At 39.0% G+C, this 22150-nt stretch carries 20 protein-coding genes and 2 tRNA genes; 18 read left to right on the forward strand and 4 right to left on the reverse strand.

The genetic code is table 11. The features are described from left to right. Positions 1-51: 51 nt before the first annotated feature. From LY28_RS05530 to LY28_RS05550, 5 genes are all read left to right on the forward strand, one after another. A complete protein-coding gene (locus tag LY28_RS05530; protein WP_110461193.1) occupies positions 52-1122 on the forward strand; it encodes an HD-GYP domain-containing protein in 1071 nt (356 codons plus the stop codon). A 120-nt stretch (positions 1123-1242) separates the two neighbouring features. Then, a tRNA-Leu gene (locus tag LY28_RS05535) sits at positions 1243-1325 on the forward strand. A 201-nt stretch (positions 1326-1526) separates the two neighbouring features. Beyond that, positions 1527-2024, forward strand: a complete 498-nt coding sequence (locus tag LY28_RS05540) for a recombinase family protein (protein ID WP_110461194.1) — start codon at positions 1527-1529, stop codon at positions 2022-2024. Positions 2025-2087: 63 nt separating this feature from the next. Further along, on the forward strand, positions 2088-2993 hold the full coding sequence (locus LY28_RS05545) for a recombinase family protein (protein ID WP_110461195.1): 906 nt from the start codon (positions 2088-2090) through the stop codon (positions 2991-2993). 61 nt (positions 2994-3054) lie between these two features. Next, positions 3055-7329, forward strand: a complete 4275-nt coding sequence (locus LY28_RS05550) for an NACHT domain-containing protein (RefSeq protein ID WP_110461196.1) — start codon at positions 3055-3057, stop codon at positions 7327-7329. Positions 7330-7697: 368 nt separating this feature from the next. Here the strand turns inward: LY28_RS05550 and tnpA are convergent, their stop codons facing one another. Continuing rightward, on the reverse strand, positions 7698-8006 hold the full coding sequence (tnpA, locus tag LY28_RS05560) for an IS66 family insertion sequence element accessory protein TnpA (RefSeq protein ID WP_110461198.1): 309 nt from the start codon (positions 8004-8006) through the stop codon (positions 7698-7700). 109 nt (positions 8007-8115) lie between these two features. Here tnpA and LY28_RS19790 point away from each other — a divergent pair, with 109 nt between their 5' ends. The 8 genes from LY28_RS19790 to LY28_RS05600 all read left to right on the forward strand — a co-directional run bounded on the left by LY28_RS19790 (position 8116) and on the right by LY28_RS05600 (position 15920). Then, positions 8116-8247 carry a DUF4180 domain-containing protein gene (locus LY28_RS19790; RefSeq protein WP_422784982.1) on the forward strand — a complete coding sequence of 44 codons (132 nt, stop codon included), beginning with the start codon at positions 8116-8118 and terminating at the stop codon, positions 8245-8247. 219 nt (positions 8248-8466) lie between these two features. After that, positions 8467-9330 carry a hypothetical protein gene (locus tag LY28_RS05570; protein WP_242981160.1) on the forward strand — a complete coding sequence of 288 codons (864 nt, stop codon included), beginning with the start codon at positions 8467-8469 and terminating at the stop codon, positions 9328-9330. A 313-nt stretch (positions 9331-9643) separates the two neighbouring features. Beyond that, positions 9644-11056 (forward strand): MATE family efflux transporter, encoded by a 1413-nt coding sequence (locus tag LY28_RS05575; protein WP_110461200.1) that lies wholly within the window; start codon positions 9644-9646, stop codon positions 11054-11056. A gap of 811 nt (positions 11057-11867) precedes the next feature. Beyond that, positions 11868-12593: an SAM-dependent methyltransferase gene (locus LY28_RS05580; protein ID WP_110461201.1), complete on the forward strand. Its 726-nt coding sequence runs from the start codon at positions 11868-11870 to the stop codon at positions 12591-12593. A 286-nt stretch (positions 12594-12879) separates the two neighbouring features. Then, positions 12880-13344 (forward strand): VOC family protein, encoded by a 465-nt coding sequence (locus LY28_RS05585; protein WP_110461202.1) that lies wholly within the window; start codon positions 12880-12882, stop codon positions 13342-13344. 300 nt (positions 13345-13644) lie between these two features. Further along, positions 13645-14199, forward strand: coding sequence for an RNA polymerase sigma factor (locus LY28_RS05590; RefSeq protein ID WP_242981161.1), 555 nt, complete (start codon positions 13645-13647; stop codon positions 14197-14199). Then, positions 14189-15316, forward strand: a complete 1128-nt coding sequence (locus LY28_RS05595) for a DUF4179 domain-containing protein (protein ID WP_110461203.1) — start codon at positions 14189-14191, stop codon at positions 15314-15316. The genes LY28_RS05590 and LY28_RS05595 overlap by 11 nt, the downstream gene beginning before the upstream one ends. A gap of 238 nt (positions 15317-15554) precedes the next feature. Then, positions 15555-15920, forward strand: a complete 366-nt coding sequence (locus LY28_RS05600) for a hypothetical protein (protein ID WP_110461204.1) — start codon at positions 15555-15557, stop codon at positions 15918-15920. 128 nt (positions 15921-16048) lie between these two features. Here LY28_RS05600 and LY28_RS05605 read toward each other — a convergent pair whose 3' ends face one another. After that, positions 16049-17062 carry a bifunctional glycosyltransferase family 2/GtrA family protein gene (locus LY28_RS05605; RefSeq protein ID WP_110461205.1) on the reverse strand — a complete coding sequence of 338 codons (1014 nt, stop codon included), beginning with the start codon at positions 17060-17062 and terminating at the stop codon, positions 16049-16051. A gap of 17 nt (positions 17063-17079) precedes the next feature. Further along, positions 17080-18075, reverse strand: a complete 996-nt coding sequence (locus LY28_RS05610; RefSeq protein ID WP_242981162.1) for a phosphodiester glycosidase family protein — start codon at positions 18073-18075, stop codon at positions 17080-17082. Between the two features lie 253 nt (positions 18076-18328). Between LY28_RS05610 and mscL the strand changes: the two genes are divergently transcribed. The 3 genes from mscL to LY28_RS05625 all read left to right on the forward strand — a co-directional run bounded on the left by mscL (position 18329) and on the right by LY28_RS05625 (position 20867). Beyond that, entirely contained in the window at positions 18329-18748 is a 420-nt protein-coding gene (gene mscL / locus LY28_RS05615; protein ID WP_110461207.1) for a large-conductance mechanosensitive channel protein MscL, read from the forward strand. A gap of 112 nt (positions 18749-18860) precedes the next feature. Next, positions 18861-19676: a ZIP family metal transporter gene (locus LY28_RS05620; RefSeq protein WP_110461208.1), complete on the forward strand. Its 816-nt coding sequence runs from the start codon at positions 18861-18863 to the stop codon at positions 19674-19676. 132 nt (positions 19677-19808) lie between these two features. Continuing rightward, positions 19809-20867, forward strand: a complete 1059-nt coding sequence (locus LY28_RS05625) for an aldose epimerase family protein (protein ID WP_110461209.1) — start codon at positions 19809-19811, stop codon at positions 20865-20867. An 82-nt stretch (positions 20868-20949) separates the two neighbouring features. Here LY28_RS05625 and LY28_RS05630 read toward each other — a convergent pair whose 3' ends face one another. Beyond that, the gene (locus tag LY28_RS05630; protein ID WP_110461210.1) at positions 20950-21129 is read right to left on the reverse strand and encodes a zinc-ribbon domain-containing protein; all 180 of its coding nucleotides are present in this window, start codon (positions 21127-21129) and stop codon (positions 20950-20952) included. Between the two features lie 260 nt (positions 21130-21389). Between LY28_RS05630 and LY28_RS05635 the strand changes: the two genes are divergently transcribed. Together LY28_RS05635 and LY28_RS05640 are read left to right on the forward strand one after the other, a co-directional pair. Continuing rightward, positions 21390-21466 (forward strand) — tRNA-His (locus tag LY28_RS05635). Positions 21467-21593: 127 nt separating this feature from the next. Then, a complete protein-coding gene (locus LY28_RS05640) occupies positions 21594-22034 on the forward strand; it encodes a GNAT family N-acetyltransferase (RefSeq protein WP_110461211.1) in 441 nt (146 codons plus the stop codon). Positions 22035-22150: the final 116 nt, after the last annotated feature.

Below are 22150 nucleotides of genomic sequence, written 5' to 3' on the forward strand. Positions count from 1 at the left end.
CAAGGATGTATATCGCAACATATACGTCAATATAAATTTAAGAGGAAATAAATGAGAAAAATTAGTACTTCTAATTGCAAGGCCGGAATGATAGTCGGAAAGGCAATTCTGCATAATGGTGCGGCGGTTCTGCTGGAGGCAGGCGCCCGGCTGACAGCATCATATATAAATAGGTTGATAAATCTGGGCATTACCGAGATATACATTAAAGATGATGTGTCAAAGGATATTGATATACCTGATGTTATTGAAGAAAAAACGAGGCTTGAGGCTATTGAACTCGTTAAAAGCACAATGGAGGCTTATTATCATGGTGATAAGCTGAATTCAGACAAAATTATAGAGGTTGTTATTAAAATAGTAAATGAAATTTTATTAATAGATGATATTATTATCAATTTAATGGATATAAAGTCTTGTGATAATTATACATTTTTACATAGTGTTAATGTATGTGTCCTGTCAATTGTCACAGGTGTGGAATTAAAATTAAGTTATGATGCTTTGAAGGAATTAGGGATAGGTGCGATTTTGCATGATATAGGAAAGGTTATGATACCGCCTGAAATACTTCAAAAAAGCTCTGCGCTTACTGATGAGGAATATGAAGTTATCAAGCAGCATTCACTATTGGGGTACAATATTATAAAGACAATACCTGAGATTAGTGAAGCGTCGGCTATGGTTGCATTATGCCACCATGAAAGATTTGACGGCAAGGGATATATCAGCGGGCTGAAAAGGAATGAGATACATATTTATTCAAGAATAGTTGCTGTGGCGGATATATTTGATGCATTGACTTCTGACAGAATATACCGCAAGAAAATCAGCACAATTCAGGCTATTGATTACCTGACGGTTATTGCTGCCTCGTCACTGGATGAGGAAGTGCTGCGATGCTTTGCTAAAATAATACCTCCGTTTCCTGTGGGAACCGGCATAGTTCTGAATAATGGTGAAAAGGGAGTGGTTATCGGGGTAAACAGGAATTTACCTTCAAGACCGGTTGTGCGAATAGTTTTTAGTTCTGATGGAAATAAAAAATCGAGCTATAATGAAATAAATCTGGCTAAGGAAACGGAGTATTTTATTAAGTCTACCGCTGAATTGACAAAATGACAAAGAGAATATAACTTAGATAAGGGAAGTAAAACAAAGCAAGGCACACTTAATGATGAATTTTATAATAATCTGAGATTGACAAAGCTTACGGATGTATTTATAATAAATATTGCTTATGCGGATGTGGCGGAATTGGCAGACGCGCTGGATTTAGGTTCCAGTGGGAGACTGTGCAGGTTCAAGTCCTGTCATCCGCACCAAGATAAGTTGACAAGTTTTCGAAAGAGAATTTGTCAACTTTCCTTTATGCGGGTTTGAAGCATTTTAAGTGGTTGGCAGATTTCCAGAACGTATGGATTTGAACCCACACGTAATCAAAAAACAATAATTATATGAGCACGATGGCTGCCAAAGCTATCGTGCTTTTTTCGTACCCTAATTAAGAAAGTGAGGATCTGACCATGACGACTTATATTGACAAATCAAATGGGATTACAGAAGGCTTGCGCAAATCCTTTCAAAGTACAGACTGCAAGATGGCGAACCGTCAGTGCTATGGCTATGATATCTCGCCCAATGGCGACCTTGTCGTCAATCATGGTGAGGCAAAAGTTGTTCGTTGGATTTTTGAACGGTATCTTGTAGGAGAAAGCTTTGGTAAAATCGCTGCCGGTCTTGAACAGCATGGAGTACTTTCCCCTACCGGAAAAGCTAAATGGAATCGTGAAGCGATTTCCAAATTGCTCTCGAATGAAAAGTATACAGGATCGGTTCTGCTGCAAAAGACAATGAGCATTTGCGGTACGCAGATTAAAAACGAAGGCGAGCTTGATCAGATGTTGATTACTCACCACCATGATGCAATCATCTCAACTCAGGATTTTGAAACGGTGCAGCAAATGAAGCATGAGCGTGCAAAGGCCCCAGTTCAAGAAATGAAAATGATGCTGTCGTTTTAACAGGAAATATATTCAAATAAATCAGAATATGGTATACTATTAACAAAGAAAGCGGCGAAGCCCATGAACCATAGAACTATTACAAATATTTCCCTGAAGCAATACAATTTATCTATGGATAAACCCCTTCGGATTGCTGCTTATTGTAGGGTTAGCAGCCTCAAAGAGGCTCAAGAATTAAGCCTTGAAACGCAGATTCGATATTATACAGATAAAATCGAGGCCTGTACCTTTGGAGAGAATGCCGGGGTGTTTTCAGATACAGCAACGGGCCGGAATATTCGGCAACGCCCGGCGTTTAAGAAGCTTATGACAAAATGTCGAGCCAGTAAAGTGGATCTCATTCTTACAAAGTCTATCAGCCGCTTCGGAAGAAATTCCTTGGAGACTATTCAGCGATTACGGGAGCTTCGCAGCTGGAACATTGATGTTTATTTTGAACAAGAAAATATTCATCTACTTGACCCTGCTGCACAGCACATTATTGAGATATACTGTGCGCTGGCGCAAAATGAGAGTGAGAACAAAAGCCACAACATTCATTGGGGAATCCATGAGGGGTTTCAAGCAGGAACCTCGGGTTATCAAAATCTTCCTTGCTATGGGTATTGCTTCGATAAAACAAAGCAGATACTCACAATTGTTCCAGAGGAAGCAAAGGTTGTTCAAATGATTTTTGACTTACGCCTGCGAGACTATAGCCTTGGCAGAATTTCAGCAGAACTGGCAAAAAGAGCAATCCCCTCACCAAAAGGTAAGCCAGTTTGGAGTCGCGAGTGCATCCGAAAAATCCTTTGCAACGAGAAATACACAGGCTCAGTGATGCTGCAAAAGACTTATGTGGAGGACTTCTTCACTGGCAAGCAGAAGCATAATACCGGGCAGCGTGAACGATATTTTTACAAGAACAACCATAAGCCGATTGTTGGATGGGACGTTTTTGCGCAGGTGAATGGCTTAGAAATGTAACGGTATGTTATAGCAATAATGAGGCTCGTTTAACAAATGATTTTAAGCAAAGGAGATAAACGTGAATTGGACAAATTTTCAAACATATAACGATGCGCCTACTAAGGCTTTCGAAGTGTTATGCAATCAACTCTTTGAGAATTGGTGCAAAGCGGAATATTCATCGCATATTGACTCTTTTAGTATTGTAAATGGTGCGGGCGGCGATGGAGGGGTAGAATCGTTTGCTGTGTTAATTAATGGAGAAATTATCGGATTGCAAGCGAAATGGTTTCCTTCAAGCATTTCTGAAAGTCAGATAAATCAGATAAAAAACTCCATCAAAACAGCGATGAAAGTTCGTCCTCAAATTGTCCGTTACATTGTCTGCATTCCTCGAGATCTCGCTTCGTTGACAGGTAAAGGTGAAAATTCAGAAGACAAACGATGGAACGAAATGCAGGCAACTATGTCGGAGGAATTCCCAACTCTGTCCATAGATTTATGGAACGAAACGCGGCTTATCTCGGAACTTCAAAAAGAGTCGTCTGCAGGAATATATAAATTTTGGTTTAAAAATGCGGAGGTTTCTGAAGAAAATGCAAGGTTTTCATTTAATAAAAGTAAAGAAAGTTGGTTGTCCACAAAATATGTTCCTGAATTAAATACTTACGGTGAAATTGATAATTGCATTTCTGAATTTTTAGGTAATCAAAAGCAGCGCAATGCTATTCGACTGACATTTGAAAGCTTTTGCATGCTCTGTGAAGCCTTTTCTTTTGCGGCAGACGAATTGATTTCTGTATGCGGAGATAATGATCTACAATTATCACTTGCTTTAACAGATACAAAGAATCATTTGACTGCAATGAAATATGAAATAGATAAGGCATTGGCATGGTTAAATCATGAAACAATATTTAACATTTCCATAGATGAATCTGATTTTTGGATTGATATAGATACGCTCACTCAACAACTTAAAGAAAGTAAAGAAGAGTATCATCACCATTTCCATTTTTATGAAGTATCAAAAGTGCTACGAAAACTAGAAAAGGTTGACATGCAAGAGGCGATAAAAATCCTTATGCACGGCAATGACAGAAAAAGTCTTATCTTTTTAGGTGAGCCTGGAACTGGAAAAACTCACGGAGTTGCAGCTGAAACCGAAAAATTGCTTGATGATGGGAACCATATTCCTATACTTATTCAAGCACGCGATATTCCTGCAGGTTATATGTGGAAAGATATAATCATCTCTAGCCTTGGCTTGACAAGTGATTGGAGCGAAGATGAAATTTGGCAAGCATTATCTTCTCTCTCAAATAGGAAACGCTTTCATGCTGTTAATTCAGATACCCAGATGTGCATTTTGCCTAAAATTATAATTATTGTGGATGGGGTTGATGAATCATCGCTTCCTCAGAAGTGGATTCAACTAATTCAAGAAACAAATGCCATTGTACAAAAGTACCCTCAAATTCGATTTTGCTTTACATCTAGGCCTTATATAATTGATTCAAATGCCAATTACGCAAGAATAATAAAAATTGGTGCTAGTGGTGATTCTCCAACTTACAAACTTTTTTCGAGTTATGCAAAAGCTTACAATATTGATATTACTAATGTTGGTTGGATAAAGTATGCATTAACAACTCCGTTATCCTTAAAGCTGTTTTGTGATATAAACAAAGGAAAACCCATATCATACCATGACCGAACTGATGTCTCAATAACAATGCTCTTAAAAGAAAAAATTTATATTTTGGAAAAAGAGTTCTGTTCACGAATGAATGTAGTTTCGGTAAATAATCAGTATATACTAAGGGCTATTAGACTAGTTTCTGCAGCATTATATGATCAACCCCGTATTGAAAAAAATGTACTTACTGAAACTATTTTAAAGGAATTAACATTACAGCGATCTCAAGTAGAGATGTTAATGCAATATTTGGGGGATTATGGAATATTAAGATTATTTTGCGAGCATAGTTCTAGATATCTTTCACTCGATACCTATTATTATTATCCGGGAATTCAAGGGTACTTTGATTATGCATCCGCCCTAATGCTTTTGGATGAATATAGTCATCCGCAGAACATTAATTTTGAAAAATACATGTACATTCAGAAAAACACACTGTATGCTTTGACGATTATCGCCATTCAAAATTGCAATTATCTCATAACGTCGAATGCAACCATTGATAATGTGGCTAACCCATGGTTTAAAGAAGAACTTCTATTTATCGCATTACGTCATTCAAACCCTAGTAATGCCCAAACTTATAAAGAAAGGCTTCTACAAATAATGTCGGGTGGCGCAGAACCTCTTATGTCGATTACAAATAATGTTGTTTTACCATTAGCGAGAGACATACAGCACCCTCTTGGAAGTGCATTGCTTGATAAATTTTTATCCAGTTTTATAAACCCTGCTGATAGAGATATTATGTGGTCAATACCATGTTATCTAAAAGGCACGCATAGTGATAAATGGTATTACACAAAAGAGTTGGCGCTTAACGATGACGAGTATGTCTTATCCAATGACGATATGGCTGGTGGCTGTCCAGTAATATACGCATGGGGGTTATCCTCCGTTAATAACTTGCAAAGAAAGTTTTACAGAGATTCGCTAATGAAATGGGCGCAGCTAGCCCCCAATGAGTTTTATAAGCTATTTCTCAAATTTTCCACTGTGAACGATCCCCAAATACGCAGTGACATCTTTTCAATCTTAATGTCTCTATTGTTCGAAGATGAGAATCAGAAATTGATTAAAGAAGCCGCTGATTGGCTGATCACTAATATTTTAGCACCAGATAAGATTCAAGAAAATTATGATATCTCAATAAGATATTATTCGTGTGCCATTGTACAAAAAGCAATTAGTTTGGGCGTTATTGACAAGAAAGAAGCTGAGTCTTTTTTGCCTCCGTATAAGCCGGTTAGCAATTACATTCTTCTAAATAAGGATGCTTTGTCTGGGACGCGTATGGGTGGGTATAGTGGGATTGACTACGATTTAGCAAGATACGTGCTAATTGACCACTTCACTTCATGCTTTTCTGATTATGACAGACGAGTAAAAAATCAATATGAAAAGTTAATAAAGCTAATTGCCAAGGAGCAGCCAGAATATAAAGGTATTTCAACCGACCAGTTTATCATATCTGCAGCGTTTGCCTTTGTAACTCAATGTGGTTGGAATGAAGAGATATTTCAATATTATGATAGAGAAAAGAAAAAAGCCAGAGGTGTAGATTGCGCAATCAGTGGATCTTATCATTCAGCTACCCACGGATCGCAAAGCCAGGTTATGACAATCTGCGAGAAATATGTTTGGCAGGCAAGAAATGTTATTAGTGGCTTTTTATCAGATCGCCTTTTATATTGCGATGATGATAAGGTCGTTCGAGTTACTGATTATGGATTATTGGATGATTTCATCATCCCCGCGCAGGAACTTAACCAAATTGATCCAGATAATATACCCGAAGATCATCCATGGCATATTCCTGAAAAAGAAGTTGTTATATTAGAAGGACAATACAACACGAAAGAGGACGTAATTAATTCAATTATTCACTCGCCTGATGTTGAGTGGATTAAATGGCTGTTTATCAATAACAATACACAAAAATATAGCGTAGAGAGCAACAACTTGGCGGCTCTGGAGGGATATTCATGTTTTTATGGATCCACTGGGGTTGAAACATGTTTATTTATTAGTTCAATATTAATTTCATCTGACGATATTGATAAATTTCTTGATATATTAAGAGATGATCCAGATTTGGCTGATAATATATCGAATCCCGTGGATTGGCAAGGTGGGATATATTCATCTTGTTATATTACGCCTAAAGAGGTTTGCTGGTCTCCTTGGAAAAAGCGGTATAATAGTAGATTTGTTGATGATTTTCCTCAATTAGATATCCAATCGGCTGTTGACAAGTGTTGCTATAATTTTCAGGAGTATGGTGATGTTTATTACGATTTACCCTCTCTCCCCGTAAGGGATTTACTCCATATTACTAATTCAGACGGTTACTTGTTCTGCGACAATCAGAAAAAAGTAAAAGCTGAATACTGTATAACAGGCGAAAAATGGAGAACCTATCAAGATTATCTTTTGGTGGACAAAAAAGAATTACTTACAAAAGCAGAGGAAATAGGGAGTAAAATTCTTTGGATAATGCGTGAATACCGCAGAGAAGATGGAAAGTCCAAAGAAAAGCTTGGTGAGTTTTATGCTCAAAAAGATTGCTGTTCTATTGGCTTCTTTAAAAATGGTGAGTTTATTACGAGACAAATTTCTACAAAGCAAGACAGTAAAGTGAGAATCCATTAATTATATTGAATTTATAGCAAACTTTATTATGCTGAGCCAATTGCGCATTATGTTTTAATTTTCATATGATGATAGTTCAAATTCCTATCTTAAAACAGGATGATATCCAGAATTGACGTGGCTCGCATGTAATACACAGAAATAAAGGGTTTCAGAGGCTTTCGGACTTCGTGAAATCCTTTGTTTTTTTGTAAAAATCCAGTGTGTGAAATTTAACACACTGGACTCAAATAAAGCTTTCACATATCTCATAAGAAAAAGGGAGAGTTTATCATGGGTAACCATTGCAACAAGTGATTCAGCCTGCTTCCTGAAATCAGTTGCGCCACATGCAAGGTAAATGTGCTCCGCTCCTGAAATAAATGAACTCAACATGAGGATTGCAGTGCGCGGATTACCTCTGCTGCCAAGAGGGCTTCGTGCTTTGATGAAATCTTGATGCTGACATCCTTCCAGCTCAGAATTACTCCATAAGATGAAACGGGAACCTTCTCCATTTTCTGAATTTCAACAAATGCTGTCTTTGGGGAAACGGTCGGATCTTCCTTATAACCACGGATGATCTTTCTCCAGTAATAGTATACATGAGGAGATAACTGATTCTTTTCGCACCATTCCGGGATTGTCATCCCGCTGATTCTCTGTTTCCATAGGCTATAACTTTCCTGATTGAACATAATCAACCTCCTGAATTTGTTTTCAGAAAGTTTATCACAATCAGCTTAATGGTTCACGACGCCATGTTTTGAATCACTTACCAAAGATTGATTCATTATAACAGTTAAAATAAATGTAGATATGATCGCGTCTGCTCAATATGAAACCAGTTGCGATAAGTTTATCATTGACAAGTCATGCGTGGTGGATGATTTCTTTGTTTTAAGCACGGGACTTGCTGGCAGAATAAGCATCGCGTGAAGTTTATGAAAGCTCTCCTTGTTGATAATAATGGGGCAACTGTTCATGCAGTTGTTTTATACAAGTGATACCAAAAGACATTGCTTTCCGGCGGAGGGAAGTTGTGTCTTTTTTTATTGGAAAAAATATGGTATTATCTTCATGTGTGTTGCTGCTTTATGAGAACCAAGACCTCGCATTCTCTCTGCGCAGTGCAATTTGATAAAAGGAGGGTGTCTTGTGAAAAAAACAGGATTCCTACTGCTATGCGTTTTGACCATCGCCGTGATGTTTTCGTTAACCGCCCATGCGGATATGGGTCCGAAACCGTCTGTTGTGATAGATTTTAATGGGCTTGACGGAAAAACATATTATGCAACGTTGCTTGCCAGTGAAAAAACCACTGGTCCTTACACAGCGCTTAACGCTAATAAGGGGAATGCCCATTACGTGGAGGGAGACGAGGACTATGAGATTTTTTTGAAATTTGCGGAGTATCATGACGCGGAGGGGTATTCCTTTCTGCAATTCTTTAAAGACTGTACAAAAACACATCAATTTAGCTGGACGTACTACCCGCCTCAGGTATTTAAAATACTTTTGTATTTCCCCAAAACAGACCATTTTATCGTCAGTGATGACCGCTACGAGCGTTATGCCTTTGACAGTTATTTCACTGTTCAGATTTCCGATACAAGTCTTTCTGCTGCAAAGTCCTACGATTATACGAATGAAACACTTTCCCTGATCGTCCGTATTTTACTTACTATTGCCGTCGAGCTTGCTATTGCGCTGCTGTTTGGTTTTCAGGAAAGAAAACAGTTCCGTTTTATCATTCTCGTTAACGTCATCACGCAAATTGCGCTGAACCTTGCTTTGAATATTATCAATTACTGTGCCGGGGAGTTGGCATTTGTGGTATCCTACGTTCTGCTGGAAGTAGGGGTGTTCATTGCGGAAGCGATTCTTTATACATGGTATCTGAAAAAGCGCAACTCAAAAGAGATTCCCGGCTGGAAACCAGGCGTATATGCATTGGTGGCCAATGCCGCCTCTTTTGCGCTGGGGCTTGGGCTAGTCTATTGGATTCCAGGTATTTTTTAGTGGAGAGTATTTCTAAATAACAGCTCCTCGACAGTATAAAAACAGATAAGCTTTTTGCACGATTCCTTCAAAGAAACCGTCTGATTTCATGTCGAAATTAGACGGTTTCTTTTTGATGCTTTATGTGCTATAATACTAATGAACTCAAATGATCCATTATTTGAGCGATTCATCGGAGGGCTTTTAATGAAAATAAAGCTGGATAAGATGTCGGGGTTATTCCCGGTATTTTATCCGGCTTTTTTGATTTCAAAAGCGCAAAACGTGAACATAAAAGCAAAGCACAGGGATGATTTCAGGAGGACAACATCACATGAATGTTCAAAATGCAAGTCTCAAGCCAATCAACAAGCAATTTACCAAATATGTAATCCCTTCTGTTATAGGAATGGTTGTACAAGCCCTTTATACTGTTTTGGACGGTATCGTCGTAGGGCAGGGAATTGGAGAAATAGGACTGGCCGCCATAAATATCGTCTTCCCTTTTGGCATGATTGTTATTGCGCTGGCCATGTTGATCTCGGTAGGTGGCGCCAACGTTTATTCGTTTTACAAGGGTCAGGAAGAAGCGGCAAAAGCGAACAGTATCTTCTGTCAATGTCTGACACTTTCCGCTGCAGTCGGCGCTGTGCTGGCCTGCGCAGGGTTTCTTTTCCGGGAGTCACTGGCCTTGTTTGCGGGGGGAAACGAAGCCCTGCTGCCCTCCGCTACTGCTTACTTGAAGTGGCTGGCGCCCTTTTCCCTCTTTCAAATGATCGTCTGCTGCCTTTCTATTTTTGTGCGGAATGATTATGCCCCCAGACTTGTCATGATTGCGACGGTTACCGGAGCAGTCATCAATGCGATCCTTGATGTTGTCTTTATTCTGGTTCTCCATTACGGTATTGAAGTGGCGGCCATGACAAACGGCATCGGAATGCTTATAGAGATTGCATTCTACGCAACTCATTTTGCCGGTAAAAAGGGTATGCTGCGGATCAAAAAGCCCGTTTTCAATTTTGCTGATATGAAACGGGTATTCAGCAATGGGCTTGCTACATTCCTGATGGAGTTCAGCCTGCCTGCGGTTACATTTTCTTTTAATCTGGCAATCATTCACACAGTGGGGACATTGGGAGTGACAGCCTATTCGATTGTCGGCTATATATGCGCCATCATGAACATGGTATTGATCGGTGTTACCCAGGGTGTACAACCGCTCATGAGCTTCTGCCACGGCAAGGGTGATAAAAAGTCATTTTCTCATGCATATTCCCTTGGGATGCGAACCAATATTATCGTCCCGGTGATATTGGTGGGCCTTTGTTTCGCCTTCAGTGAAGGACTCGTAGCTCTGTTCCGCTCAGACAACCCGGAATTAACCGCTTTAACGAGCCATATGCTTCGGCTTTATCCGTTCGCGTATATCGCCATAGGGGTTACACTGATGAATATCCTCTATTTCCAGACCACAGAGCGAAACGCCTTTTCTGCAGTAATTTCTTTCTTGCGTTGCATCGGTTTCATACAATTCTTTCTGTTGGTATCTGTCTATCTGTTTGACGGACAAGGACTCTACCTCGCCTTTTTTGCCGGCGAGTTGTGCCATTTGATTATTTCACAGATATTGGTGAAACGGGCGAAGCTCTTGGGAGATACAGCAGTGCAAATACAGAGGGGCCTCATCGAACAGGATAGTAAAGGTGAAAGTGAATCGGATATTGCATCAAGGGATTTGGCGGACTGATTGCACCAAAAGAGGTTAATCTGTGCTTAAAAACATAAATTTCTTTTGCATGGTTCCCTCAAAAAACTCTATGTGTCGGAGATGAACACTTTTGAATTGTGCCTATAAAGAGGAATCTTAATTTTTGCCTGAAAGAATGCCATAGGGAAGTTTTTTTTATTTTGAGTGTGGAAAAACTTGAAAGGTTGCAGATGCGTCCGTTTTAGATGACCTTTTAATTTTGAACAGTTCTTATTGGACTGAATAAAATTGAAGGCCATTTTTCTTGCCCGGAAGCTTTATGTCAAAGTTTCATGGCATTGCCATATAAATACTGATGTTCAAATTTAATTATACGAAAAAGCTGAAAATCAGAGACAAAAAACTAAATATTACGGCTTTTGAACTCTTTGTTCAAGTTGATGCCGTCCGCAATAGCCTTAAAACAGACATCTCAATAATAATCAAACTGAACAGAGATGTGCAAATGGCTTAGCTTATGCAGATAAATAAACTGTTTCAGACTCTTGTGCATAAGCGAAATTGAAATGTAAAGCGATTCGTTACATTGACATAATAATAGTATCATGATAAAGTAAATTTGTAAATTAAAGAAAGAGTGGTGTGTTGATGTCGGTCATCCTGTAAGGATTTATGTTAAAGACATGAGATGAGCAGTTGTACTGCTTTTATTTGTGTTATCAAAAACTGCCTTACAGATTGAATGAGCATCCATTTTTTATAATGGTGTAGTTTGTAGCGCAGTAATTATACTGTGCTTTTTTATTTTCTTTCTATAAGGCGAAAATCAAAATTAGAGAGGAAGAAGACTATGTATACATTTACAGACCGGTTTATGTTCAATAATGAAAATATTAAGTTCCTGAAAAAAACAATGATGGGGCCAAATGCCATGCGGGTGTCTGAGGAATTAGCGTCGCACCTGAACATCAACGAGAATATGCGAATCCTTGACCTCGGCTGTGGGAACGGTCTTTCCACGCTTTATCTGACGAAAAGGTATGGAGCATCCGTTTTTGCCGCCGACCTTTGGATTTCGCCAACTGAAAATTATGAGCGATTCAAATCTATCGGGATTGATGATAGGGTCGTTCCGGTTTCCGTAGATGCGACTAAGGGGCTGCCTTTCGCAAACGAATATTTTGACCTGCTCTTTAGTGTGGATGCTTACCATTATTTTGGTGACACAGCAGAAATGCTGCCGTCGCTCATTCCTTTTGTGAAAAAGGATGGCTATATCGCTGTAGCGGTTCCCGGACTAAAATATGAGTTTGGGAAAAATGTCCCTGATGAAATGAAGCCGTTTTGGAATGACGAAGTGGCAAGGACTATACACTCTCTTGACTGGTGGAAGGAGTTATGGGGCAGGGAAAAGGGTATTGAAATAGTGGATATCTGCGAAATGGCCTGCTGCAAGCAAGCATGGGAGGAATGGCTTACCGCATATCATCCCGTTGTTGCGGAGGACATAAAAATGATGAAAGCAGAAAACGGAAAGTATTTTAATCTTGTTCAAATGATTGCTAAAGTGCTTTGAATACGTTTCCGGTTTATTATTCGTCTTGGTTTCCAAGGATGGCCTGCCCACCTCAAGGTAAAACAATTGTATTAATTGATGTACCCTCCGTGCTATATCTGTGATATGAAAAAGCTGATTGCAGCCAGTCAAAACGGCAATATATAAAATAACCAATTACTTCGAGGTTATCAGGCTGAAACAGATGCAGAATTGTATCTGTTTCAGCCTGTTTTTTCATGTTATACTTAAAAAACAGGACAAAAACGCTGTTTAAACATAATTTATATTATTGGAGGAAACTCAAATGAAATATCAAGGAGTTTGCATTGCAGTGAAAGATATAAGTCTTTCCAAAAGGTTTTATCAGGATTTATTTAAGCTTGAGGTGTTTCAAGACTATGGCAGAAATATTTCCTTTGGAGGATTGTCTTTGCAGCAGGACTTTGATTGGCTGTTAGGTATTCCGAAAAAAAGCGTCTTGAAGGAATCTAATAATATGGAGCTGTACTTTGAGGAAAGTGAATTTGACGACTTCATTGCAAAATTAGAGCAGCGCAACGACATTAGGTATATAGGGGATGGCGTTAAGGAAGCTGAATGGGGACAACGCTCCGTCCGTTTTTATGATTTGGATGGACATATTATTGAAGTTGGCGAGAATATGAAGAAGGTTGTAAAACGGTTCCTTGATTCCGGGCTGTCAATGGCGGAAACCTCCAAACGCATGGAAGTTTCCTTATCGGATTTAGAAATGCTTTTAAATAGTTGATTCCTTTGTGGTATACAAAGTATGCTCCGGTATCGGAGATAACCTAATCCTGAATTATAGGTTCGTGTAAAAATGCGCTGAAACGTGTTTTATTGTGAAAAGCGTGTATAATATAAGTATAAATATGATATTGTCTCAAAGGTGATGTCTGTTCCTTAATAGTACTTTGAAGATAAAGGGTTTCATAGGTTTTCGGACTTTATGGAATCCTTTGTTTTTTGCAAAAATCCAGAGGGCAAAAAGTGAACCATTTGCAATCTCGTGCCTATTAACAAGTGTACGGGATTTGCAAAGGAGGCGATGAAAGTAGGTTTGGAAATGTTACGCGTAATAAAAGCTAATCAAACAATCCCGCGCTGTATGTTTGCGGAGTTAGTAGATGACTACGGCGATTCGGTTTACAAGTTTTGCCGAAGTCTGACGTATTCTAAAGAGGATGCAGACGACTTGTTTCAAGAAACATTTTTAAGAGTATTGGAGCAGTTACCTAAGGTGGATAACTCAGAGAATCCGAAAGGCTTTCTCTTTTCTTCTGCGCTGTATATATGGAAAGGTTGGAAGCGCAGGTATGCCCGGCGAAAACGGTTAGCACCCACAGAGCCTTTTGACGAAGCAGCAGCGGGAGGAGAAAGTATGGAAGAAGATTTTCTTGTACGGGAGGAAGCCCATATTGTCCGCGAGCTGGTTGAAAGCTTGCCGGACAAATTTAAGGTCCCGGTTATCCTGTACTATACTGTTGAAATGAGTGTGCCTGATATTGCATTGTCTATGAAAATACCGCCCGGCACGGTTAAAAGCAGGCTGTTCAAGGCGCGGAAACTTATTGAGAAAGGATTGAAGGAGCATGAAGAATAAAAATTATGATGTGGACGGATTGCTCAAAAAAGCATTAAAAAGCACAGAAACGCCGGATACAGCGTTAGTGCAAAAAGTAAAATTAAATTATATCAAGGAGGGAGCTCTTTTGAGAAAACCCAAGTTTAAAAATTATTTTGGAACAGCTGCCGCTGTTATTGTTGCAGTTATGCTTGTAACTACTACGGCGTTTGCGGCATGGCATTTTTTGAAGCCGGAAGATATAGCACAAAAAACAGAAGATTATGCGTTGAGTGCAGCATTTGAAAGCAAAACCGCCATAAATATCAACGAATCAAAGACAAGCGGCGATTATATATTTACCCTGCTTGCCGTTGTATCCGGCAAGGACATTACTGATAAGCCGTATTACAAAAATGGGGAGGTACAGCTTGAACGTACCTATGCGGTAGTGGCGATTCAGAAGGCAGACGGTTCACAAATGACGGCAGATGAGGGGACGCATAATTTTTTTGCCTCTCCGCTTGTGAAGGGCTTGAAGCCTTGGGAAGTGAACGCTGCTACATTAGGCGGCGCATATGTTGAAACGGTAACGGAAGGAGTTATGTACCGGCTTGTAGAGTGTGATGATATTACGATGTTTGCCGACCGTGGTTTATATTTTGCAATATGTGACAGTACCTTTATCTGCAACACTACTTTCAAATTCAATGAACAGACTGGCGAAATTGCTGTAAATCCAGCTTATAAAGGAGCAAGCGCAATTTTTGATTTGCCGCTTGACAAGAAGCTGGCTGATCCCTCGAAAGCTGCTGAGCTATTGAAGGGCTTGAAAAGTTCTCAAGACACAAACGTGGATTTTGAGAATGGAGGATATGATATAAACTGGAATAACGCAAAGGCTGTTGAGTGGTCTAGAGTACCCCTTAAAGTCGACGGCAAAGGATATTTCAGTTATGAGTGGAGCTCTGACGGGAAATCGGACGATACTGTTGGCAGCGGTTCAATTTCCGCAAAAGTTACCGACATTTTTACGAGTGACAGCATGAGCTCAGCTATTGTCAATGTAATGAAGTCTGACGAAGCTACATATGCCTTGCGGGTTGTAAAATCGGAGGACGGCACGTTTACCGGAATGATTGTAATAGCACAATAAAACATATAACCCTCCCTGCATTTCGTTTTTGCAGTACAAGAACGGAATGCAGGTTTTTTCTGCAACGGATACCACATGCTTTGGGCGTATCCTAAAAAGCAGATAGCTTTAACAGGAGAAATAATTTTTATTGGCTTATCACACAAATTTTTCCAAATTAAAAGGGGATAGTAATTAAATGTAGAATAATAATCATATAATACTTCGTACCAAATTTTTATTTAAGGGAGAGTAAAAAATGAAGAGAGAAGATTTTATTTTAAGTGACCCTTATTATGAAACAGAAGCTGAAGGAATTTTAATTAAAATTCACAGGGACTTTTTGAATCAAAGCTCTATCGCGTACGCCAATAAAATATTTGAATTGTATTTGTACAAGAAATCCGAAGTGATAGATTATGTTTTAAATCACAGTGTTCTGGATTTCTATAAAAGCAGATATGCAAGGAATGAAATAGCTGAGAAATTAAATGAAGCAGATATAGAAATCATGAATGACAGATGGGGCTGTCTTACATGGAGAAACCATAATCTGGATGAGCATATAATACAAGTTGAGTTTAATGATGAGATGCAGTTATCTTATGTGAGCATAGATGGTTAACGAAACTTATAATAATACAAGTATCGCGGCTATGGAAAGTTGAATTGAAAAAAATGCTTTTAAAAATGTAAGCTCCATGTTTAAGGGGCTTACATTTTTTAGAGGTTTTTGACAGGTCATACCGCTTTTCAAGTAAAGATATATTTCTTTTGAGTGAAATAGCTTACAAAAAATAAAATAGCTTCGGTTAGAATTTTGCTTATAAAAAGGGACAATGACATTGTATCCGTAAAGAAATCAAGCATCAGATAATTACAGATAAGAATTGCTGCTACCAAACAGTAATACTTTATTAAAGCTTTTCTGTGTAGCTGCTTTTTAGCGTTAAACACTAAATTTTTGTTTAAGATATAATTAACAAGGGAGCTCACAGCTCTGGCCGCTATTACCGAAATAAGCAGATTTTTTGTAATGCGGTTGAAGATAAACAGGCAAATAAAATCAATAATGCCGCAGGCAGCTGAAGAAAAGCAGAAGCTCAAAATAGGCAGATATATTTTTACAGAATCCCGAACGGGGTGAAAATGACTGCTTTTGTTGTTGTTTTCGTATATTGTCTTTATAGGAATGCAAAACAATTCATAGCCTGATGACTTTGCCTCCAGCAGTTGATTCATCTCATATTCATACCGGTTTCCTTTTATTTGAATCAGCCAGGAAAGCATATTGGCTGAGAAGCCTCTGAGGCCTGTCTGTGTATCGGTTATCTTGCAGCCGGAAGCAAGAGAGAAAATAAAGCCTGTAATTTTGTTCCCTATCAGGCTTTTTAAAGGAATTGAGCCTGTAAATTCCCTGCATCCCAAAATGACGGAATTTTTGTGCCAGACTATGCTTTCGGCAATTTTAATAATGTCCTGCCATGTATGCTGACCATCGCAATCGGCACAAACTATGCCTTCCTTTTCTATACCTTTCTGCAATAAATAGGTAAATGCGGTTTTTAATGCGGCTCCTTTTCCTAGATTGATTTTATGGCTTAGCACAATACAGCCTTCAAATCCGGCCTGTGTGAATATGGCTTTGTATTTTTCGGCGCTGCCGTCATTTACAACAATTATGCCGTAATCACTGTTTTCTCTTATAGCCCTTATTAGCTCGATTAGCTTTTTATCCGGTTCGTATGCGGGAATTATAATTTTCATAAGGAAATTTTCCTTTCTCAGCCGATGTATAAAATATCACTGACACCACGTTCTTTATTTTTACCAAGGGGATTATTTATAACCTCACCGTTAAAATACATCGTTGAAGAGCCACCTCCATCAAGATTATAGGCATCTGTGCAGCCCAGGCTTTCAAAAAGCTGAGCAAATTCAGTCAATGTCATTCCCTTGCTGTAGCCCTTGCTTCTGCCGTCTACCACTACAAAGACATAATGATTGGCGGAAATAACACCTACTCCTGTTCTGGGATTCGAATTTTGAATTGAACGGTTGCCGAAGTTTGTGTCAATCTCTGTAGTGCCGAAATCGGTAACGGCAGAAGAAGCTTTGACAAGTACAGGCCCAAAGGACAGCGTTTGTGTAACACCCTGCGAAATTAATTCTTCAGCTGTTGTTCCGGTTTCATCATAGGTCGTCATGGTTCCGTTCTCATAAAATGCCAAACCTGTCCGTGCAGGAATATCTCTGAATATTTCTCCGTTGCGGATTACTATTCCGTCATCACGGAAACCGTAATAGTCGCCGTTAATGGCTAAAATGGCATTGTTTTCTTCCGAAATCTCAGAAGTGTATTCAATAATGTTGCTTCCGAACTGATTTTTGGCAAACGCTGATTTCAGCTCGCTTGAATCCTTCAGGACAATATCTGCGACGTAATAGGTAACGGTATCACTACCAGAACCCTCGGTAATTTTTTTTATATTAATAGTTTTTGAATCACTTGTATAATTCCACTCATTACCGGAGGAGGATACGGATTCTGAATCATAGGCAGCTCCGGAGCTGCCCGTGTTAACGCTTTGAGAAGCCTGCCCTGCGGCATCGGATGCAGCGCTTGTATCAAGAGCATTGCTTATCTCGACATGCTCAATAAGGTAACGGTCCGCTAATTTATATAAAACAGTACAAACTGCAAGAAGAAAAATAAATATGATTATAAGTATTCTTTTTTTAGTAAGCCTTCTGCTGTGCTTTGACATTTCAGATATCAATCCCTTCACCGCTGTTCAGTCACAATTGTTTATGAAGCTTTGCTGACAGCTTCGTTGCCGTTTTTAATAAAACAGTTTTTATTGCAATTATAGTCTAAACCTTATGTGTGTTCATTTTGTCATAAAGGTGTGTACTTTTTGTGAAGGTTTAGAGAAAAGCCCGTTGAATTATTAAATACTATAGTTTATACTAAACACAAAATATATTATAGAAACCGTTTCAGTATCGGTTTGGGAAAAGGATGTGTGATATTTGAAAAAGTTTTTTTCTGAATTTAAAGAGTTTATTTCCAGAGGAAATGTCATTGATTTGGCTGTCGGTATAATTGTGGGAAGTGCATTTACAGCTATTGTTAATTCATTGGTTAATCAGGTTATAATGCCCGCCATAAGCTTCATAATCGGAGGGCTTGATTTCACAGGGTACAAATTTCCTGAAGGTGCGGCAGAAGGACAGGCTGCAATTATGTATGGTGCTTTTATTCAGCAGGTTATTAATTTCATAATAATTGCATTAGTTGTATTTTGTATGGTAAAAATGATAAACAGGGTTAAAAGGATAAAGGGTGAAGAATTAAAGGAAAAGGAAGAAAATACGCCTCCTCCTTCGGCAGAGCTGCAAATGCTGACGGAAATCAGGGATTTGCTGACGGAAATTAAAACAGAGAAATAAAGTCAATAATTTTCCAAAGCTATAATGGGGCTGGAGTAATATATAAGGGCTTTTATTAAAAATTGCGGTCAGCAGTAATATGTCAAAAAATCAGGAAATGGCGGTGTGATATATGGAATGGATAAGTAATCAGAATCATGTGCTTCTGGCACTGGCTGCAACGTTAATGACATGGGCGATGACAGCGCTTGGAGCTGCAATGGTTTTCTTTTTTAAGGAAATAAAGCAGAGTGTTCTTAATACTATGCTGGGATTTGCCGCGGGAGTAATGATTGCAGCCAGCTTTTGGTCATTGCTGGCTCCGGCAATTGAATTGGCAGAGGATTCCTTTTTGCCGGCATGGCTTGTTGCGGCTATAGGATTTGTTGGAGGAGCAGGTTTTTTAGCTGTGGCCGACAGGATCATTCCTCATATGCATTTTAATGCAAAGGATGGAGAAAGCGAGGGTATTTCAACACACCTCAAACGCAGTATTCTTTTAGTTTTTTCGATAACCTTACATAACATTCCGGAGGGTCTGGCAGTGGGTGTGGCATTCGGAGCTGTGGCAAACGAAATGGGCAGCCTGTCTGTTATGTCTGCAATTGCCGTTGCAATCGGAATCGGGATACAAAACTTTCCGGAGGGTGCGGCAGTATCAATTCCTTTGAGGAGAGAGGGCTTATCCCGCAGCAGGAGCTTTTTTTACGGACAGGCATCAGGTTTCGTTGAGCCTGTTGCCGGAGTGGTTGGAGCGGCGTCAGTTATGTTTATTAGGCCAATATTGCCTTATGCACTTGCATTTGCGGCAGGTGCAATGATTTTTGTTGTGGTTGAGGAGCTTATCCCGGAGGCGCAGAGCGGAAATCACAAAAGTACTCATCTCGCTACCGCAGGATGTATAATTGGGTTTGCGGTAATGATGATTCTGGATGTTGCTTTGGGATAGTATATACCGCGGTTGATAAAAAGCAGAAATAATTGCCGTTTTTGTTAAATGCTTATTTAAATAAAATGAAATCTGGTTTATTATTAGATGGGTAAGAAAATAATAATTTATGTTGCACAGGAGGATAAAGCCTTGAGTATTGAAAAAAATAGCTTCGGTACATTGCAGGACGGCACTGAAGCAGATATATTTAAGTTGACAAATTCTAAAAATGTATCTGTAGAAATCACTAATTTTGGCGGAATAATTGTTTCGGTAAATGTACCTGATAAAAACGGAAAATCAGCTGATATTGTATTGGGATACAGAAAGCTTGATAAATATATAGATAATGACGGGTACATTGGCGCATTAATAGGCAGGCATGCAAACAGGATAGAGGATGCCGTATTTGAGCTGAATGGCAAGGTATATGAGCTTGTGAAAAATGATGGCAGGAATCATCTGCATGGTGGGGATACAGGCCTTCATAACGTTTTATGGAAGGCAGAAATATTAAGCGGGGAAGGCATTGAAAGGCTGGTTCTCACTCACACCAGTCCTGACGGTGAGGAAAACTATCCGGGTAAGCTTGATGTAACTGTCGAGTACTCCTTATCAGAGGATAATGAGCTGAAAATTGATTATACTGCCGTTTCGGATAAGGATACAGTCGTGAATCTGACAAATCATGCTTACTTTAATCTTTCAGGGCATAATTCAGGAGAGGCAACACAACACCGGCTGTTTATCAATGCTGACAAATTTACTCCGGTTAATGACGAATGCTTGCCGATTGGTGAGATTCGCAATGTAAAAGGGACCGTAATGGATTTTACAAAAATGAAGCGTATTGCCGAAGATATAGACAGTCCGGATGAACAGCTTGTAAACGGTAAAGGCTACGATCACAATTGGGTTCTGAACACAGAAGGCAGCATTAAGGAAACAGCGGCTGTGCTGTATGATCCTGAGAGCGGAAGAGCTATGGAGGTATATACCACAAAGCCCGGTATTCAATTTTATTCAGGCAATCACCTGAGCGAGAAGCTGATTGGAAAAGATAATGCGGTTTACAATGCGCGAACAGGTCTTTGTCTGGAAACGCAATATTTTCCTAATGCTATGAAGCATAAAAACTTTCCGTCTCCTATTTTGAAGGCAAATGAAAAATATCATCATATAACTATATACAAATTTGTAAACAAATAATAATAGCATAATATATTAAGCATAAGCAGAAGCAAAAACCCCCGGGATTCCGGGGGTGACTAAAGTCAATTTGTGTTTTATATTATCCTCTTTTAGAGTATCCGCTATTAAAGCTTTTTTGAGCAGCCTTTTTAGCTTTTCTGCATTCAGGACATCTTGCAGGTTCGTTTGTAAATCCTTTTTCGGCGTAAAACTGCTGTTCTCCAGCAGTAAAGGTAAAAGTTGCACCGCAATCTTTACAGGTAAAAGTTTTATCTTCCATGAGACTACCTCCTAAAAATTTTGTTGCTGAGCATATAAAACCTTATACATTACGGTACGAAAAAGGACAGTTAAATCAGAATAAGAAATTATAAAGCTTAGCAATATAATTATACTATTGAGAATTGTAAAAATCAAGAAATTTTGATTAAATTGGAGCATTAATAATAAAAAAAAATCAATTTCCTATTGACAAATATAATATTGTGCCGTAAAATATCAAATGTGCCTTGCGGGACGGAGTCTTGAAGGCAGTAAATGGTGGATATAGTTCAGTTGGTTAGAGCGCCAGATTGTGGTTCTGGATGTCGTGGGTTCGAATCCCACTATCCACCCCATTAATAAAAGAATCCATGTGCTAGGTATTGAGCCTGTGCATGGTTTTTTTGTGTTACGGGGCAGAAGCTTTACGCGCGGCAGCCTTGATTAAATTTTAGTGCCGGAAATTCGGCGGGGGAGGTCAGCTTGATAAGAAAAATAAGAGAAGAGGATAAACAGTTTTATTTGAAGATGTCAAAGGATTTTTATTCTTCAGATGCTGTATACCGCAATATACCGGAAGTATTTATTATGAATACTTTTGATGAGTTAATGCGGTCTGATAATTATTTGTCCGGATACATTATGGAACATGAAAATTGTACAGCAGGCTATGCCCTCTTGGCCAGATCCTTTTCACAGGAAGCAGGCGGTATGGTTCTGTGGATTGATGAGCTTTATGTCATGCCTCAATATCGTTGCTGCGGCTTGGGACATGAGTTTTTTTCATATCTGGAAGGTAATCTGTGCTATAATGTCAAGCGCTTACGTCTTGAAGTTGAAGACAGCAATGAAAAAGCGGTATCCCTTTATGAGAGAATGGGATTTAAAAACCTGCCGTATTCTCAGATGATAAAGGAGCTGTAACAATATACAATACAAAACAGTTTTGTATTGTATTATCTCGAATATTATACAATAAAATTGAAACCTTTTGATTTTCCTTACGTCTATATTCTTATACTGTTCACAAAATATAAGGG

Origin of the sequence: Ruminiclostridium sufflavum DSM 19573 (assembly GCF_003208175.1) — a bacterium.
In the GTDB taxonomy this organism is placed as follows: domain Bacteria; phylum Bacillota; class Clostridia; order Acetivibrionales; family DSM-1351; genus Ruminiclostridium; species Ruminiclostridium sufflavum.

What these genes read in the sequence shown, in the direction of transcription:
- LY28_RS05540 (WP_110461194.1), top strand. Translation starts at nt 1,527, where the DNA reads ATGACGACTTATATTGACAAATCAAATGGGATTACAGAAGGCTTGCGC.
- LY28_RS05630 (WP_110461210.1), bottom strand. Translation starts at nt 21,129, where the DNA reads ATGGAAGATAAAACTTTTACCTGTAAAGATTGCGGTGCAACTTTTACC.
- LY28_RS05585 (WP_110461202.1), top strand. Translation starts at nt 12,880, where the DNA reads ATGAAATATCAAGGAGTTTGCATTGCAGTGAAAGATATAAGTCTTTCC.
- LY28_RS05530 (WP_110461193.1), top strand. Translation starts at nt 52, where the DNA reads ATGAGAAAAATTAGTACTTCTAATTGCAAGGCCGGAATGATAGTCGGA.
- LY28_RS05620 (WP_110461208.1), top strand. Translation starts at nt 18,861, where the DNA reads ATGGAATGGATAAGTAATCAGAATCATGTGCTTCTGGCACTGGCTGCA.
- LY28_RS05605 (WP_110461205.1), bottom strand. Translation starts at nt 17,062, where the DNA reads ATGAAAATTATAATTCCCGCATACGAACCGGATAAAAAGCTAATCGAG.
- LY28_RS05590 (WP_242981161.1), top strand. Translation starts at nt 13,645, where the DNA reads ATGAAAGTAGGTTTGGAAATGTTACGCGTAATAAAAGCTAATCAAACA.
- LY28_RS05545 (WP_110461195.1), top strand. Translation starts at nt 2,088, where the DNA reads ATGAACCATAGAACTATTACAAATATTTCCCTGAAGCAATACAATTTA.
- LY28_RS05580 (WP_110461201.1), top strand. Translation starts at nt 11,868, where the DNA reads ATGTATACATTTACAGACCGGTTTATGTTCAATAATGAAAATATTAAG.
- LY28_RS05600 (WP_110461204.1), top strand. Translation starts at nt 15,555, where the DNA reads ATGAAGAGAGAAGATTTTATTTTAAGTGACCCTTATTATGAAACAGAA.
- LY28_RS05595 (WP_110461203.1), top strand. Translation starts at nt 14,189, where the DNA reads ATGAAGAATAAAAATTATGATGTGGACGGATTGCTCAAAAAAGCATTA.
- tnpA (WP_110461198.1), bottom strand. Translation starts at nt 8,006, where the DNA reads ATGTTCAATCAGGAAAGTTATAGCCTATGGAAACAGAGAATCAGCGGG.
- LY28_RS05575 (WP_110461200.1), top strand. Translation starts at nt 9,644, where the DNA reads ATGAATGTTCAAAATGCAAGTCTCAAGCCAATCAACAAGCAATTTACC.